Genomic DNA, 16,661 nt, shown 5'->3' on the forward strand with positions numbered 1-16,661 from the left:
ACCAACACTTGGTAAGTTTATAAAAATTAATAAGAATGCAACTTTCAGAACAAGAATTGGTAAGACGCCAAAAGTTAGAAAAGCTTAGAGCTTTAGGGATTAACCCTTATCCAGCGGATTTATTTCCGGTAAACCATACTTCAAAACAAATAAAATCTGATTTTGAAGACGGTAAACAGGTAATTATAGCTGGTCGTCTAATGGCAATTAACATTCAAGGAAAAGCGTCTTTTGCACAATTGCAAGATAGCGAAGGTCGTATTCAAGTATATTTTAACAGAGACGAAATATGCGAAGGCGAGGACAAATCGCTATACAATGATGTCTTTAAAAAATTATTAGACTTAGGAGATTTTGTAGGTATTGAAGGAGAACTTTTCACAACGCAAGTTGGTGAAAAAACCGTTATGGTTAAGAATTTCAAATTGCTAAGCAAAGCTTTAAAACCATTACCTATTCCAAAACAAAAAGATGGAAAAACCTATGATGCGTTTACAGATCCTGAACAACGTTACAGACAACGTTATGCAGATTTAGTGGTCAATCCACATGTAAAAGAAGTGTTTATTAAGCGTACTAAATTGTTTAATGCTATGCGTCAATTTTTTAATGATGCTGGTTATTTTGAAGTAGAAACACCGGTTTTACAACCAATTCCTGGTGGTGCTGCTGCGCGTCCGTTTATAACACATCACAACAGTTTGGATATTCCATTATATATGCGAATTGCTAACGAATTATATTTAAAACGTCTAATCGTTGGAGGTTTTGATGGTGTTTATGAGTTTTCTAAAAACTTCAGAAATGAAGGCATGGACAGAACACATAACCCAGAGTTTACAGCTATGGAAATCTATGTATCCTACAAAGATTACAACTGGATGATGGATTTCTGCGAACAACTATTAGAGCATTGTGCAATTGCAGTAAACGGAACGTCTGAAGCTACTTTTGGTGAACATAAAATCAATTTTAAAGCACCTTATAAGCGTATTACGATGCGCGATTCTATTTTAGAGTTTACAGGTTTTGATATTTACAACAAATCTGAAGACGACATACGAGCAGCTGCAAAAGCCATGCATATTGAGGTTGACGAAACCATGGGTAAAGGCAAGCTGATTGATGAAATTTTTGGTGAGAAATGTGAAGGAAACTATATTCAACCTACATTCATTACTGACTATCCTAAAGAGATGAGTCCGTTATGTAAAGAGCATAGAGAAAACCCAGAATTAACAGAGCGATTTGAGCTAATGGTTTGTGGTAAAGAAATTGCAAATGCCTATTCTGAGCTAAATGACCCAATAGACCAACGTGAGCGTTTTGAGCACCAATTAAAACTCGCACAAAAAGGTGATGATGAAGCTACCGAATTTATTGATCACGACTTTTTACGTGCATTAGAATACGGAATGCCTCCAACATCAGGTATGGGAATTGGCATGGACCGTTTAATTATGTTCTTAACCAACAACCAAAGTATCCAGGAAGTGTTATTCTTCCCTCAGATGCGACCAGAAAAGAAAAAAGTAGATTTAAGCGATAACGAAAAAGCGATTTTAGAAGTTTTAAAGGCAGAAAAACGTATGGACTTAAATGTACTTAAATCTCAATCGGGATTAAGTAACAAAGGTTGGGACAAAGGCATTAAAGGTTTAAGTAAACATGGATTAACAAAGGTTGAAAAAACCGATGACGGTTTATTTGTTCAAATGATATAACCTATGGTTACATGGCTAAAAAAACAAAAAACATATCTTTTAATAGGATATGTTTTTTTGTTACTAATTCATTTTGGTTTTAAAGACCACCTTTATGTTACCGGAATTTTGTTTTACGCATTTCCGTTACCTGTTTTAATTTTAGCCATATTTCCACTTTTAGCACTATTTTACAATAAAAAACGTATTCTATTTGCCTTATTAGGATTGATTGGTTTGCTGTCTTTTTTTTGGATTAACCATCAATATATCAATTATAACATTATTGATGCTAATTCAGCTAATTCAATACTTTTATGGAATATAGCCGACCAAAAAGATTATAATGTTGACGTTTTAAAGAAAACTTTAGAAACACAACGTATAGACGCGTTATTTTTTGTTGAAGTCCTACACGAAGACAATAATTTTAATGCCCAATTCACAAAAGAACTCAATAATTATAATATTGAATTTCTAGAGGGAAACATGATGGTGGCTGCCAAAAAAGGCATAACAGTTGTTGATTATATTGAAGAAAAAAACAATTACAAACTCAATCACTTAAAAGTAGAAATAGAAGCAAACACGTTTGAAGTTGTTATAGTTGACATTTTTGCAAAACCTTGGCACAATAAAAAAAAGGCCTTTACCAAAATTTATAAATACTTAGAAAAACATAACATCGATATTATACTCGGAGACTTTAACACACCTTACGAAAGTATTTATTTTAATCATTTTAAAACCAATTATACATCTGCACGTAACTTTCAGAATGGATTTTCAGCTACTTGGCCTTACCCAATGCCTTTGTTAGAGATTGATCATATTTGGATAAGTAAGCAACTAAACATACTAAGTACAAAAAAGGAATTTTATTCAGATTCTGATCATGCTTTGCTTATTACGGATTTCAAGTAATAATACATCCTTAAAGAACATACATTACAGACCTACACATAAGAAATACCTACTTAAAGCAAAAAAAGCTAGCTAAATACTCAGTCTTTGAGATTACACTTTCTGAATTAAAAAAGAAATCTATAGCTAGACTGCTCTTTCTTATATTTAAGAATAGACTTCAAAATCACCTTTATTTTCGTTCAAAAAAAATTTATTACATTGCAACTGGCTATAAATTAGAAAATCTCCCAGATGTTAAAAAAAGCTTGTTTGCTATTCTTATTCGTGAGTATCATTTTCTCATGCAATAATGACGATGATATTATTCCTGTTTGCGATACTGTAACTAATATATCATCAAACGCTATTACCAATAACTCTGCTACAATAACTTGGGAAACCACTAGCACTTCTGCAACTTATACCTTAGAGTATGGAGTTTCAGGATTTGCTTTAGGAAGCGGAACAACCATTTCCGAATCTGACACAGGTGCTCAACTCATCAATTTACAAGCCAACACAACTTACGATGTCTACATTCAAACCGTTTGTAGCTCTAGTAACATCAGCCTTCATACTGACGTATATAGCTTTACAACAGCATTACCAAATGTAGCTACAGAATTCAAACCTATTTTATCTGAAATGAATTTGTTTGTCGGAAATCTAGAAAATTTACAAATAACCCCTTTAGCTTTTGAATATAATCTTAATACCACCTTATTTTCTGATTATGCTCACAAACAACGTATCATAGCATTACCAGAAGGAACAAGTATGGAGTTTGATGGAGATGGCTTGCCTATTTTTCCAGATCATACAGTAATAGCAAAAACCTTTTATTACAATACAGATGAACGCGACCTATCTTTGGGAAGAACTATTATTGAAACGCGTATTTTAATTAAATTAAATGGAGCTTGGGAAACTGGAGATTACAAATGGAACGAAGAACAAACGGATGCCGTTTTAGATTTAGCAGGAAGCACATTACCTATCACTTGGATTGATGCATCAGGCAGCTCAAACTCTACAACTTATAAAATCCCTTCAAATACAGATTGTTTTACTTGCCATAACAGTAATAATGATATTATACCAATAGGTCCAAAATTAAGATCTATGAATTTTGAAATCAATGGGGTGAATCAATTAGAGCAATTTATAAGTAACCAACAACTAACAGGCTTGTCAAGCAGTTCTTCTGTTAGAGTGCTTCCTAATTGGGAAGACACATCACTTCCATTAGAAACTAGAGCAAGGGCTTACATGGACATTAACTGTGCACATTGCCATATTCCTGGCGGTACTTGTGCAGACGAATCTACTTTAAATCTTGCTTTTGAAACATCTTTAGAAGAAAGCAATATTGTAGAACAAAGTGTTGTCATTGATTATAGAGTATCGTTTTATTCTGAAGGATTAAGCATGCCTTTTATTGGAACTACAATGCGCCATACAGAAGGTTTGAATTTAATTCAGGAATATATGAACACACTTTAATACTCACGTTAAAAAAATACTAAAATCGGTTTTTATATTAACAGATTCTTAATAGAATCCGTATTTTCATCAAAATTTAATAAAAACCAACTATTTTGAAACACGTATCCATTAAGCTACTCTTTGTAGTTTCCGCGTTCCTAGCATTTTCTTGCTCTACTGCAAAAAAGGCTGGAAAATCAGGTAAAGACGCCAGTGCGATGGCTAAACCTCCAGCTAAAAAACCTGGAAAAAATGACCCTCAACCTTACAGCAAAATTATAACCAAAGACGCCAAAAGCGACAAAGGGTTATTTACTGTTCATAATGTAGATGACAAATTCTTTTATGAAATACCAGATTCTCTTTTCGATAGAGAAATGCTTATGGTTACACGTATCGCTAAAACAGCATCAGGACTTGGTTTTGGTGGAGGAAAATTAAGCGAACAAGTATTACGATGGGAAAAGAAAAACAAAAAAGTATTACTACGTATGGTATCTCACCAAGTAGTTGCTGCAGATTCTTTACCCGTACATGAAGCGGTAGTTAACTCTAACTTTGAACCCGTAATTGCCACTTTTCCAATTAAAGCATTCAGTAAAGATTCTTTAAACACTGTTATTGATGTTACAGATTTATTTTCAAAAGATGTTAAGCCGTTAGGCTTTCCTCAACGTGCTAGACAACAATATAAAATTTCACGTTTAGATGGTCAGCTTTCATACATCGAAAGTATTAAATCCTACCCTACAAACATTGAGTCGCGTACGGTAAAAACTTATGCTTCAGGTCAACCACCATCAAACTCTAATACAGGTGCGATTTCTATAGAAATTAATAATTCTATGATATTATTACCTGCAGTACCAATGAAGCGTCGTTATTTTGATGAGCGTGTAGGTTGGTTTACGAGTAATCAAACCGATTATGGTTTGGAAGATCAAAAAAGTAAAACTTTAGAATTTTTAGATCGTTGGAGATTAGAAGTTAAAGACGAAGACATCGAAAAATTTAAACGTGGAGAATTAGTCGTTCCTAAGAAACAGATTGTCTACTATATTGATAGAGCAACTCCAGAAAAATGGAGAAAATATCTTAAACAAGGTATTGAAGATTGGCAAGTAGCTTTTGAAGCTGCCGGATTTAAAGATGCTATTATCGCTAAAGATCCTCCTACTGTAGAAGAAGATCCAGAATGGAGCCCAGAAGATGCACGTTACTCAGTTGTACGTTATCTAGCATCACCAATTCCTAATGCTAATGGTCCTCACGTAAGTGACCCAAGAACAGGTGAAATTTTAGAAAGTGATATTAATTGGTATCACAATGTAATGTCATTATTACGTGGTTGGTTCTTTGTACAAACAGCTGCTATTAATCCAGATGCACAGAGCCCACAATTTAAGGACGAAGTAATGGGCCGTTTAATTCGTTTTGTTTCAGCTCACGAAGTAGGACACACTTTAGGTTTACCTCACAATATGGGAAGTAGTGTGGCATATCCCGTTGAAAAATTACGTGATGCAGAGTTCACCAAAAAGTACGGAACTGCACCTTCTATTATGGATTATGCACGTTTTAACTATATAGCTCAACCTGGAGATGAAGGTGTAGCTTTAATGCCAGACATTGGAACTTATGATAAATATGCTATTTCTTGGGGTTACAGACCTATTTTAGACAAAACTGCTGAAGAAGAAAAGCCAATTCTTAACGAGTGGATTATGAAACATGCTGGTGACCCAATGTACCGTTTTGGACATCAACAAGCTGGAGATGTTGTTGACCCAAGTTCTCAAACTGAGGATTTAGGTGATAATGCCATGTTAGCGAGTGAATACGGTATTAAGAATTTAAAGCGTATTGTACCTAATTTAATTGAGTGGACTACAGAAGCTGGAGAAGATTATGATGATTTAGAAGAAATGTACGGTCATGTAATTTCTCAATTTAACCGCTATATGGGACATGTATCTAATAACATTGGAGGTGTTTACGAGCATTATAAAGCTGCCGACCAAGAAGGTCCTGTTTATACCGCTGTACCAAAAGCACATCAAAAAGAAGCGATGCAGTTTCTTCATGATAACTTATTTGAGACTCCAGAATGGTTAATTAACAAAGATATCTTTGATCGTATTGAGTTTACAGGTTCTGTAGAACGTGTTCGTGCCTTACAATCTAGAACAGTTAATAACATTTTGAGCTTAGGAAAAATGCAACGTTTAACTGAAGCTTATACCTTTGATAACAAAGCCTACTCTTTACCTGACATGATGAGTGATTTACGTTCAGGTATTTGGAGTGAATTACGTACTGGAAAAAAAATAGACACATATAGACGTAATTTACAACGTGCACATATTGATAGATTAGAATACTTGATGACAGCTAAAAACCAAACAGCAAGCAGAAGATCTAGTCCTTACGTTAAAGTAACACCAGTTAATACTAGCCAATCAGATATTAGAGCGGTTGTAAGAGCTGAGTTAAAAACTTTACGTAGTCAATTACGTTCTGCACGTGGTGGAGATACCATGAGTAGAATTCATATAGCAGATGCTATAGAACGTATTAATTTAATTTTAGATCCTAAATAATCTGGATGACAATACAACTTAACAAAAAAGGCTTCAATTAATTTTGAAGCCTTTTTTTTTAGTTTAAAATAGTTTGAATGGTTTTATGATAGTCTTCAAACTCAATCAAATTATTATGAGCAGCACCTTCTACAGTTACAAAGCTTAAGTTTTCAATATTTAATTCTGAAAGCTTTTTTCCTGAAGCATAAGGTACAACAGCATCATCAGTACCATGAATAATTGTTATTGGGCATTCCGACTTTGGTAAAAACTGATAGGTTGGAAAATGATATTTTAAAACTTGTTTTACCGGTAACATAGGAAACCTGTCTTTTGCAACATCTAAAATACTGTAATAAGGTCTTTCTAAAATAAGTTGTTTAGGATTGTTTTTTGAAACTAAATAGGATGCAATTCCCGTTCCTAATGATCTGCCATACAAGGTAATTTGATTTTCAGAATACTGTTCTAAGAGGAAATCATAACAATATTGTGCATCTTTATATAAAGCTTCTTCACTTAATTTCCCTGTACTTTTCCCATACGTTCTATAATCCATTATAAATACGTCGTATTGCTGAAGTACAAAATATTCTGCTATAGCTCCCCAACGACTTAAATCGCCAGCATTACCATGAAAATAAAGGATAACACCTTTTGGGTTTTTAGCTTTAAAATGAAGTGCATTTATGCTTGTACTTTCATCTGTTTTAAGGAATAATTCTTCAAAATCATGATAAAACTGATACTGGTAATTTTGCGCCAACCTACTAGGCATAAACAATAATTTTTCTTGAAAAAAATAAAGTACAGATCCTATCATAACAAATATGCTTAAAAGTACAAGTATAAACACTTTAAGGCTTTTTTTTAATTTTACTTTAATGGTAAATGCCATTTGTTTCTTAATATTTAATTATCAAAAACATTTCAATACCCCTTCAAAATGGAAAGTCTAAAAGTAATAAACTATAAAAAGTATTTTAAAACCTCGCAGCACTATATAATGCTGCAAGGTTTTGGGTTACTATCTAACCTATCATCAAAACTAATCTTCGTCTTCTTTTGCCGCTAGTTCATTATTTATATAAGCCACATCTCTGGTATTTTTCTGTACAGCAATAGCCGAAAACAAACTTAGAGTAAATGACATAGCGTAAAACCCTTTTTCACTTAATTCTAAATCGGCATTCCAAAGTCCAATAGTTAATAAAACAATAGATGCAATGGATGTAAACCAACTAATACCAAAATACATCTCTGTAACTTGAATACCTTCTAGTTTGTCCCTAACTGCTTTTTGAACTGAAATTACAGAAAACAATCCAAAAAGGAGAATGGTAAAATAATAGCCTTTTTCATTAAGCATCATCTCTGCATTCCAAAGCCCAACACAATAAGCAACCATACCAATAAGTAAAGCCGACCATGAGGCACCAATAAACGCTGGTGTTGGCTTATGGTTATACACTTTCTTTTCTTTCTTTTTTGAATTTAGATTTTCTTCGTCTTTTAACGATACTGTTGTTTGATAATTCATCTTGTTTGGTTTTAATGATTATGAAGCAAATCTCAGATAAAAGGCAATATTTATAAAACAACAATCACAACAAAACTGACGATATATTTAATATACAAACATAATAAATTACTATATTCACTGATTAATTAAATAATTTAATGACGATTAAATGATAGAAATAAAATCAATCATCAATACATTAAGTACCGAAGATCATCAGAAATTTGTAAATTATCTTCAGCAAAAGAACAAACGCAAAGACACCAAAAACATTCAATTATTTAAATTACTAGCCTACTCTACCTATGATTCAAAAGCTATTTGCAAACAACTCTATAAAGTAGATAAAAGTAATGCTTACCATGCGCTTAGAAAGCGACTATTACAATCCTTAATAGATTATACTGCCAATAAAAACCTTGAAGACGAGAACTCTATTGACATGCTAATTGTTAAATACATCTTAGCATCACGTACATTTTTACTTCAAAATAATTTCAACATTGCTTATAAAATTTTAGACAAAGCAGAACGCCTAGCAGATGAACATTCATTGTTTGCCATACGCAACGAAATTTACCATACTAAAATCCAATATGCTCCAAATTATCCTAAAATAAATCTAGAAGACTTAATAAATAAGCAAAAAGCAAATCAGAAAAAACATCAATTAGAAGATCAACTCAATATTGTATATGCAAAACTGAAATCTATACTAAATAAAGTAGCCTACCAAGGAAACGTCATCGACTTTGAATCTGAGCTTGAGCACTTGTTAAAAGCACATCATATTAAAATTAACACATCACTTTCTTTTAAGTCTTTATATCAGATTTTAGCGATTGCTAACATTTCGGCTTTTGTCACAAAAAAATATTACTCTATTGAAAGCTTTGTGATGAAAAGTTATGATATTCTCAAACAAAAAAAGGAAACCGACAAGCAACTTTTTTATCAAATTGCAATCGTTTATATCATTGCCAACACGCTTTTTAGAAACAAAAAATTTGAAACGTCCCTACTCTACATCAAAGAGATGGAACAGTTAATGCAACTTAAAAAAGGGGCTTACTATAAAACTTTCATCTTAAAGAAAACTTTAGTTGAAGCCTTAAACCTTAACTACAGTAATAAACAAAATGAAGCTATTGCCTTAGTTGAAAAACACATAACTAAAAAACATAAGGATACAGAAACTTTATTAGACTTACAGCTGACTTGCTTTATGTTTCATTTCCAAAGAGAAGACTTTACAAAAGCCAAATCTATTTCATCTAAATTTTATCATTCAGACCAATGGTATAAAGAAAAAGCAGGGATAGATTGGATAATCAAAAAAAACATAGCAGAACTTTTATTATATATAGAATTACAAGAAGATGATTTGTTCTTTTCACGATTAAAAAGTTTTAGACGTCGTTATTCAACGTATTTAAAAGAAATAGGGCAAACCAGAATCCTTCAATTTTTAAAATTCGCAGAACTATACTATATAAAACCAAAATCGGTTACAACAGAAGATTTTAAAGATCAATTAGAAACAACTTTTGAATGGATTACAATTCACGAAGAAGATATCTTTGTCATTAGCTTTTATGCCTGGTTAAAAAGCAAAGTTGAAAACAATACGATATACCTAACCACACTACAGTTACTAAACTCATAATGTTAAATTCTGTGTTAAAAAAAACGACGGCTTTAAACGTTTTAAATTTAATAGCGTCTAAACTAGTATAACACAAACATATAAACAACATGAAAAAATTAGTAATTATTGCCCTAGCATTTGTAACCTTAAATGGTTTTGCACAAAAAAAAGAACATGACAAAAGAGACAGAGCGCATACTTCTGAATTAAGAAAAGACATGACTCCAAATGATATTGCAGATTTAAAATCTAAACAACTGACTTTAAAATTAGACCTAACAGATGCACAACAACAAAAAGTACACAAGCTAATTTTAAAGCAAGCTGAATCAAGAAATAAGGCAAGAGAAGCGCATAAACCTAAAGAGGGAGAAAAGAGAGAAAAGCCTTCTAAAGAAGAACTCGTAAAGATGCAAAATCAAAGATTAGATGATCAAATAGCAATGAAACGTGAAATGAAATCTATTTTAACTACTGAACAATACGCTAAATATGAAAAAATGGAGCCTAAAAAGCACAAAAAAAGAGGCATGCGTAATAAAAATAGAAGCAAAAAATAGATTATTTCACTAAAAAAGTATCGGATAGTCGATACTTTTTTATTTTGTTGAATAAAATTATTACTTTAGTAACCAATTATAATTAAATAATCCATAATGAAAAAAGTAATAACCTTGTGCTTATTTGTATTTGCACTATTTCTTGGAACTCAAACTACTGTAGCACAAAACAGTAAAATAGAAATTAATAAAGAAATAAATGCTAAGGCCGCTACAAAAACTGAAGCTTTAAGAAAACACATAAAGTTTGACAAAGAACAACGTAATGAAATTTATTCAGCTTTAAAGGCATACGAACAAAGTAAAGTTCGTATTAGTAACAATCCTGTAAGCGAAGATGAAAAAGCAAAAATAGAAAAACAGTTAAACGACAAGATTAAAAAGATTTTATCAGAAGAACAATTTGAACGCTATTTGACTTTTGAATAGGCGTCTTGATAAAAAAGTTTAACAACTCATAAAAATTAAATCAGAACATTCATTTGTTCTGGTTTTTTTTTATTTTCAAAAAAGCGAAGAGGTGTTATATTTACAATTTATTAGATTAAAGATATTGGGTTTACACCAATAATTAAATTCTGCATTTCAAATAATCAAATAAAATATTTTACATTATTTGTAACATTTTGATAGTTTGTTACGTATAATAAAAGCAGCATGTTGTTGCAATAAAATTGCACAAATCTTAAAATTAAATGAGACAGCTTAAAATTACCAAGCAGGTAACCAATAGGGAAACTGCATCATTAGATAAATACTTACAAGAAATTGGCAAAGTAGACCTTATTACAGCAGATGAAGAGGTTGAATTAGCTCAACGTATTAAAGCTGGTGATCAGCTTGCTTTAGAAAAATTAACAAAAGCAAACCTACGTTTTGTTGTATCTGTTGCAAAACAATATCAAAACCAAGGGTTAACATTACCTGATTTAATTAACGAAGGTAATTTAGGTTTAATTAAAGCTGCACAGCGTTTTGATGAAACACGTGGGTTTAAATTTATATCTTATGCTGTTTGGTGGATTCGTCAATCAATACTTCAAGCTTTAGCTGAACAATCTCGTATTGTACGTTTACCGTTAAACAAAATTGGTTCTATTAATAAAATAAACAAAACCTTTGCTTTTTTAGAGCAAAGTCATGAACGACCACCTTCTGCTGAAGAAATAGCTAAAGAATTAGACATGACGATTAACGATGTTAAGGAGTCAATGAAAAATTCTGGTCGTCATGTAAGTATGGATGCTCCTTTAGTAGAAGGAGAAGACTCTAACTTATATGATGTACTTAGAAGTGGTGAATCACCAAATCCAGATAGAGATCTATTACACGAATCGTTGCGTACTGAAATTGAACGTGCTTTAGAGACCTTAACACCTCGTGAAGCCGATGTAATTCGCTTATATTTTGGCCTAGCTAGTCAACACCCAATGACTTTAGAAGAAATTGGAGAAACGTTTGATTTAACACGTGAACGTGTTAGGCAAATTAAAGAAAAAGCAATCAGACGATTAAAACATACGTCTAGAAGTAAAATATTAAAAACATATTTAGGTTAGTTTTTTGTATATTTAACGACCAACCTAATGAAAGCAACAACAGTTACAAAACATAACTGTTCGTTTTTTGATTGATGAAAGAACCCACGGCTGATTACCGTGGGTTCACTTTTTTAAAATAGTCAGTAACGACCCTCTGTCACTTTGTAGTATGACTCTTTTACTTAACTATAATTAAATTACACAGACGATACTAAATAGAGAGAGCTACAGCTCCTACTCCCTAAATTATCCATTCAATAGTGAAACCACAGTATTATCTTCAGCATAATCTTCCTTTTTTAATTACCTTTGCTAAAACCTAAAACAACCTCATAAAATGGCTTCAAAATTAATTGCCCCATCAATGCTAGCTGCCGATTTTGGCAATCTTCAACGTGACACAGAAATGGTAAATAAAAGTGATGCTGATTGGTTTCATATTGATGTTATGGATGGTCATTTTGTACCAAATATATCTTATGGTATGCCTGTAATTTCAGCCATCAAAAAACACGCTACAAAACCATTGGATGTGCATTTAATGATTGAAAAACCAGAGCGTTATATTGAAGAATTTGCAAAAGTTGGTGCTGATATTATTACAGTTCATTACGAATCTACGGTTCATTTGCACAGAACGTTAAGACAAATTAAAGATGCTGGCTGTAAAGCAGGTATTGTACTTAATATTACAACTCCTCTTAACGTTTTAGAAGATATTTTACCAGAATGTTATATGATTTTATTAATGTCTATAAATCCTGGTTTTGGTGGTCAAAAATTTGAAGACATCACTTATAAACGCATAAGAAACCTTCGTCAAATGATAAATGAGCAAGGTTTAGACACGCGTATTGAAGTTGATGGCGGTGTTACTGATAAAAACATACAAAAGTTAGTTGAAGCTGGCGCAGACACCTTTGTCGCTGGTAGTCATGTTTTTAAAAGTGATAACCCAACAGCAACTATTAAAACATTAAAGCGTTTAGCCAATTCATAAAAAATGCGCATTTAGCGCATTTTTTTTATAATTGTTTCAATAAATAATTGATTAAATCTGTTGTAGTAACAATTCCGACTAAACGTCCTTTATCAACTACTGGTAGTGCGTGAAATTCTTTTTCAGCTAAAATTTTAGCCACTTCTTTTATAGTCGCATCAGAAGGTATAGTAACTACATTCTTAGCCATCACCTGGTCTATAGTAAACATGTTGTAAACCAAGGTTTCTATTTCAGTTTCAGTTTCATCTACGGCATCTGCAAAGCTAATTCTTAACAAATCGGTATAGCTTAACATCCCAATAATTACTCCTTCATTAACAACAGGAATGTGTCTAATTTTATGGCGTTTAAATAAAAGCTCTGCTCTTTCAAGATCATCCTCTCTATTGAGTGCAATAATATCAGTTGACATTATTGTAGAAATTAATGCATTATTTTTCATGTCTTTTGGTTTTATAATTCACTATTAAAAGTAGTTTATAAAGCCTTTATAAAGTATGACAAATATCACATTGCAAAAAAGTGACTAACCATATTCAAAAGTTAGTCTTTAGTACCATAGCCATAATTGTAACCATAATTGTAGCTATACCCATAAGATCTACTTGCGCCTACACTATTAATAACATAAGCTACATTTTTTAACTTACCTGTTTCTGTTAAATCTTTAGAGAATTTTAATAAATTCTTCTCTGTATAATTAGCTCGTGCTAAATAAATTGTAGCATCAGCTAACTGAGAAATTAACATGGTATCTGTGACTAGTATTGTTGGTGCTGTATCTACAATAATATAATCGTACTCTTCTTTAGCTTCTTCAATAAGCTTCTTAAAACGACCATTGGTTAATAAATGTGCAGGATTTGGTGGTATAACACCTGATAAAATAATTTGATGATTAGGATGCTTATCAAAACCATTAATTAAAGCATCTCTCCAATCATAATTAGCATCATGAAGATAATTAGATAATCCTGGCTTATGCTTTTCTTCATGAATATGCGTGTGAATCTGTGGATTTCTTAAATCAGCTCCTATTAATAATACTTTTTTATTAATACTAGACAAAGCTAAAGACAAATTAACACTTACATAGGTTTTTCCTTCCCCTTTAATTGTAGAAGTACAATAAATTACCTTTCCTTTTCCATCGTCTTTAATTGGCAAAATATAATCCACATTAGAACTTAAAATCCTAAAAGACTCTGCTAAGGCTGTACGTGCATTTGGGTCATCAAAAATGATATGCTCTTTCTTTTTTACATCTGGTATTTCACCAATGACCGGTATATTAGAATTTATCTTAGTGACATCCTCTTTACTATGTAATTTAGTATCTAACATAAAAATAAGATACAATATTCCAAATGGAATTAACAAACCACCTAAGATTGCAGCTGCATATACAATATTAGATTTAGGTGACACTGGATTAGAACCCGACAAAGCATATTCAACAACTTTAATAGAAGGCTCCGTAATAGCTAGATTAATAGCTGCTTCTTCTCTTTTTTGTAATAATAAAAGGTATAGACTCTCTTTAATTTTCTGTTGACGATCAATAGCTCTTAACAGCTTTTCTTTTTCAGGTATTTGAGCGACTGTACCACTAAATCTCCGGTTTCTTAAGCTAAATTGCTGACGGGAGTTTTCGAGCTGTTTTGAATACGTACCTATAGATCTATTTATATTAGCTTTTAAATTCTCTACTTGTTCTACAGCTTGTTTAACCATTGGGTTATTAGCACCTCCACTACTCAAATACTTATTTCTATCAATTACAGCATTATTATAATCTGAAATTAATTGATTAATACTAGAATTCTCAATACCAATATTAGCTGGCAATAAATCCGATTCGGAATTCGTATTTAAAGATGTGTCTAATAATTTAGACAGAGCCAATTGCTGTTCAATTTGAAAAACTTGCTCATCAGATTGTGCGCGTTGTTCTAAACCTAAACCTGCATCTACAGCTATATCAACTATATTATTGCGTTGTTTAAAGTCTTGGCGGCCAACTTCTATAGAATCTAATTCTTGAGCTAAAAACACAAAACGGTCATCAATAAAATCTAAAGTTCGTTTAGAAATTAACTGCCTATCATAAATACCATCTTTATCGAAGACTTCCATTAAGGTGTTTAATATTTTCTCTGAAAGTTCTTTACTCTCCCCTTTTATGGTTAACTTTAGTAAATCACTTAACTCACCAATTGATTCTACTTTAATATTAGATTTTAAACTTAATGCTGTACTTTTAATGGTGTTAAAGTTTAAAATATAAGTATTACCTACAAAATCTGATTTCGTTTTATTTACATTAAGGTCTATTTCAAAAGGTAAATTATAATCACTATCACGAGTCGTAGACCCAGAAAAAGAAAATACTTTCTCTGTTTTTAAATTAGTGATATCCATACCGGTATCTTTAATTTTTAATTTATAAGACAACCGTTCTCTAATACTATCAGGGTGAATAATTTGTTTAAAACCAAAAGGTAAACTTTCTATTTGAGACGTTTGAATAGTTCCTTCTTCATAGAAATTAGTATTGAGGTTTAACTCCCTTACCACACGGTTCATTATTAAATAAGAAGTTAAAATCTCTATTTCATTCTCTAAATTTATATTTTTCCTTTTAAATATAAAAGCAGATGTAGGCAACTCCAAGCCTTCTGATTCGTCTAAAATTTTAATTTTAGAATACGTTTGATAAACACGTGGCGCATACCTTAAATACATGTAGGCACTTATTAACGTCACAGCCAATGTTACAGCAAACCAAGGCCAATATCTTATATATCGTATTATCTCCTGTTTTATATCTATGCTATCTTCTTCTGGTAAAGAAAAATTATTAAATGAGTTATCCATATCGTTATCGAGACAATAAAATAGTTATACTAAGCGCTAAAGAGGCAATGGTTAACACTGTGCTTATATCCTTTACAAAACCAGCATTCTTTACTCTAGGGTTATTTGGATTAACCACTATAAAATCGTTTGGTTTTACGAAATAAAACTCACTGTCCATAAACTCTGAAGAAGTGAGATCTATATGAGTTACTTTACGCACACCATCAACCTCTCTAGTTAATAAGATATCATCACGTTTTCCGTTAATGGTCAAATCACCAGCATAACCTAAAGCTTGAATCAATGTCATGTTTTGATCCGTATAATTAATAGTTCCTGGTTGATTGACTTCTCCCAATATAGTCACTTTGGCATTAATTAAACGTACATTAACTCTTGCATCAGAAAGATGGCCTTCACTAACTAATTTATCACTAATAAAGATTTCTAGTTGTTGTGTTGTTTTATTTTTAGTAGATATTTCACCTAACACAGGTAAATTAATCGTTTGGTTTAAACTCACCACATATCCATCTAATTGCATAAGTTCAATATTAGTAGAGGGTGCTCCTTGGGACACACTTTTATTATAAGGCAATGCAGCTAGGGGTTCTAAACTTCCTATCGTTATTTTTAAAATATCATTAGGTTGAATATTTACAGATTGATAAGGTACACTACTTCCTCTCTTAGCCTCTATATCTTGCAAATAAAGTATGTCTTTTTTAGGAGCACAAGATGCTAAAATAAAAAGGCTAATTAGGCCTAACGTTTTAAAATTCATTAAAATATATTTTTTTATAGTTGGCAAATATAACTGCAATTAAGGTACTAGCAAAACCTTAACTCTAA

General features: G+C 32.0%; 14 protein-coding genes. 9 read left to right on the forward strand and 5 right to left on the reverse strand.

Annotation, left to right across the window (positions count from 1 at the left end; genetic code table 11):
* Positions 1-35: 35 nt before the first annotated feature.
* The 4 genes from lysS to ABD730_RS11075 all read left to right on the forward strand — a co-directional run bounded on the left by lysS (position 36) and on the right by ABD730_RS11075 (position 6,694).
* Complete coding sequence (gene lysS, locus ABD730_RS11060; RefSeq protein WP_334470747.1) at positions 36-1,724, forward strand: lysine--tRNA ligase; 1,689 nt, start codon at positions 36-38, stop codon at positions 1,722-1,724.
* Between the two features lie 3 nt (positions 1,725-1,727).
* Positions 1,728-2,627: an endonuclease/exonuclease/phosphatase family protein gene (locus ABD730_RS11065; RefSeq protein WP_334470745.1), complete on the forward strand. Its 900-nt coding sequence runs from the start codon at positions 1,728-1,730 to the stop codon at positions 2,625-2,627.
* A gap of 252 nt (positions 2,628-2,879) precedes the next feature.
* Entirely contained in the window at positions 2,880-4,112 is a 1,233-nt protein-coding gene (locus ABD730_RS11070) for a fibronectin type III domain-containing protein (protein ID WP_344714591.1), read from the forward strand.
* 92 nt (positions 4,113-4,204) lie between these two features.
* Positions 4,205-6,694: a zinc-dependent metalloprotease gene (locus ABD730_RS11075; RefSeq protein WP_334470783.1), complete on the forward strand. Its 2,490-nt coding sequence runs from the start codon at positions 4,205-4,207 to the stop codon at positions 6,692-6,694.
* Positions 6,695-6,752: 58 nt separating this feature from the next.
* Here the strand turns inward: ABD730_RS11075 and ABD730_RS11080 are convergent, their stop codons facing one another.
* Together ABD730_RS11080 and yiaA are read right to left on the reverse strand one after the other, a co-directional pair.
* Complete coding sequence (locus ABD730_RS11080; protein ID WP_344714593.1) at positions 6,753-7,499, reverse strand: alpha/beta hydrolase; 747 nt, start codon at positions 7,497-7,499, stop codon at positions 6,753-6,755.
* A 225-nt stretch (positions 7,500-7,724) separates the two neighbouring features.
* Positions 7,725-8,216: an inner membrane protein YiaA gene (yiaA, locus tag ABD730_RS11085; protein ID WP_334470739.1), complete on the reverse strand. Its 492-nt coding sequence runs from the start codon at positions 8,214-8,216 to the stop codon at positions 7,725-7,727.
* 151 nt (positions 8,217-8,367) lie between these two features.
* Here yiaA and ABD730_RS11090 point away from each other — a divergent pair, with 151 nt between their 5' ends.
* The 5 genes from ABD730_RS11090 (at position 8,368) to rpe (ending at position 12,947) form a co-directional block, all read left to right on the forward strand.
* Complete coding sequence (locus tag ABD730_RS11090) at positions 8,368-9,864, forward strand: hypothetical protein (RefSeq protein WP_344714595.1); 1,497 nt, start codon at positions 8,368-8,370, stop codon at positions 9,862-9,864.
* Positions 9,865-9,953: 89 nt separating this feature from the next.
* Positions 9,954-10,406 carry a hypothetical protein gene (locus tag ABD730_RS11095; RefSeq protein WP_344714597.1) on the forward strand — a complete coding sequence of 151 codons (453 nt, stop codon included), beginning with the start codon at positions 9,954-9,956 and terminating at the stop codon, positions 10,404-10,406.
* Positions 10,407-10,502: 96 nt separating this feature from the next.
* On the forward strand, positions 10,503-10,835 hold the full coding sequence (locus ABD730_RS11100; protein WP_334470734.1) for a hypothetical protein: 333 nt from the start codon (positions 10,503-10,505) through the stop codon (positions 10,833-10,835).
* A 266-nt stretch (positions 10,836-11,101) separates the two neighbouring features.
* Complete coding sequence (locus tag ABD730_RS11105) at positions 11,102-11,965, forward strand: sigma-70 family RNA polymerase sigma factor (RefSeq protein WP_092466645.1); 864 nt, start codon at positions 11,102-11,104, stop codon at positions 11,963-11,965.
* A gap of 319 nt (positions 11,966-12,284) precedes the next feature.
* Positions 12,285-12,947: a ribulose-phosphate 3-epimerase gene (gene rpe, locus ABD730_RS11110; RefSeq protein ID WP_334470730.1), complete on the forward strand. Its 663-nt coding sequence runs from the start codon at positions 12,285-12,287 to the stop codon at positions 12,945-12,947.
* 25 nt (positions 12,948-12,972) lie between these two features.
* Here rpe and ABD730_RS11115 read toward each other — a convergent pair whose 3' ends face one another.
* The 3 genes from ABD730_RS11115 to ABD730_RS11125 form a co-directional block, all read right to left on the reverse strand.
* Positions 12,973-13,392 carry a CBS domain-containing protein gene (locus tag ABD730_RS11115; RefSeq protein WP_215927346.1) on the reverse strand — a complete coding sequence of 140 codons (420 nt, stop codon included), beginning with the start codon at positions 13,390-13,392 and terminating at the stop codon, positions 12,973-12,975.
* Positions 13,393-13,493: 101 nt separating this feature from the next.
* Positions 13,494-15,827 carry a GumC family protein gene (locus ABD730_RS11120; protein ID WP_344714605.1) on the reverse strand — a complete coding sequence of 778 codons (2,334 nt, stop codon included), beginning with the start codon at positions 15,825-15,827 and terminating at the stop codon, positions 13,494-13,496.
* Between the two features lie 4 nt (positions 15,828-15,831).
* The gene (locus ABD730_RS11125) at positions 15,832-16,593 is read right to left on the reverse strand and encodes a polysaccharide biosynthesis/export family protein (RefSeq protein ID WP_344714607.1); all 762 of its coding nucleotides are present in this window, start codon (positions 16,591-16,593) and stop codon (positions 15,832-15,834) included.
* Positions 16,594-16,661: the final 68 nt, after the last annotated feature.

It is taken from the genome of Winogradskyella damuponensis, assembly GCF_039538385.1.
Lineage (GTDB): Bacteria > Bacteroidota > Bacteroidia > Flavobacteriales > Flavobacteriaceae > Winogradskyella > Winogradskyella damuponensis.

What these genes read in the sequence shown, in the direction of transcription:
- lysS (WP_334470747.1), top strand. Translation starts at nt 36, where the DNA reads ATGCAACTTTCAGAACAAGAATTGGTAAGACGCCAAAAGTTAGAAAAG.
- ABD730_RS11065 (WP_334470745.1), top strand. Translation starts at nt 1,728, where the DNA reads ATGGTTACATGGCTAAAAAAACAAAAAACATATCTTTTAATAGGATAT.
- ABD730_RS11080 (WP_344714593.1), bottom strand. Translation starts at nt 7,499, where the DNA reads ATGATAGGATCTGTACTTTATTTTTTTCAAGAAAAATTATTGTTTATG.
- yiaA (WP_334470739.1), bottom strand. Translation starts at nt 8,216, where the DNA reads ATGAATTATCAAACAACAGTATCGTTAAAAGACGAAGAAAATCTAAAT.
- ABD730_RS11090 (WP_344714595.1), top strand. Translation starts at nt 8,368, where the DNA reads ATGATAGAAATAAAATCAATCATCAATACATTAAGTACCGAAGATCAT.
- ABD730_RS11095 (WP_344714597.1), top strand. Translation starts at nt 9,954, where the DNA reads ATGAAAAAATTAGTAATTATTGCCCTAGCATTTGTAACCTTAAATGGT.
- ABD730_RS11100 (WP_334470734.1), top strand. Translation starts at nt 10,503, where the DNA reads ATGAAAAAAGTAATAACCTTGTGCTTATTTGTATTTGCACTATTTCTT.
- ABD730_RS11105 (WP_092466645.1), top strand. Translation starts at nt 11,102, where the DNA reads ATGAGACAGCTTAAAATTACCAAGCAGGTAACCAATAGGGAAACTGCA.
- rpe (WP_334470730.1), top strand. Translation starts at nt 12,285, where the DNA reads ATGGCTTCAAAATTAATTGCCCCATCAATGCTAGCTGCCGATTTTGGC.
- ABD730_RS11115 (WP_215927346.1), bottom strand. Translation starts at nt 13,392, where the DNA reads ATGAAAAATAATGCATTAATTTCTACAATAATGTCAACTGATATTATT.
- ABD730_RS11120 (WP_344714605.1), bottom strand. Translation starts at nt 15,827, where the DNA reads ATGGATAACTCATTTAATAATTTTTCTTTACCAGAAGAAGATAGCATA.
- ABD730_RS11125 (WP_344714607.1), bottom strand. Translation starts at nt 16,593, where the DNA reads ATGAATTTTAAAACGTTAGGCCTAATTAGCCTTTTTATTTTAGCATCT.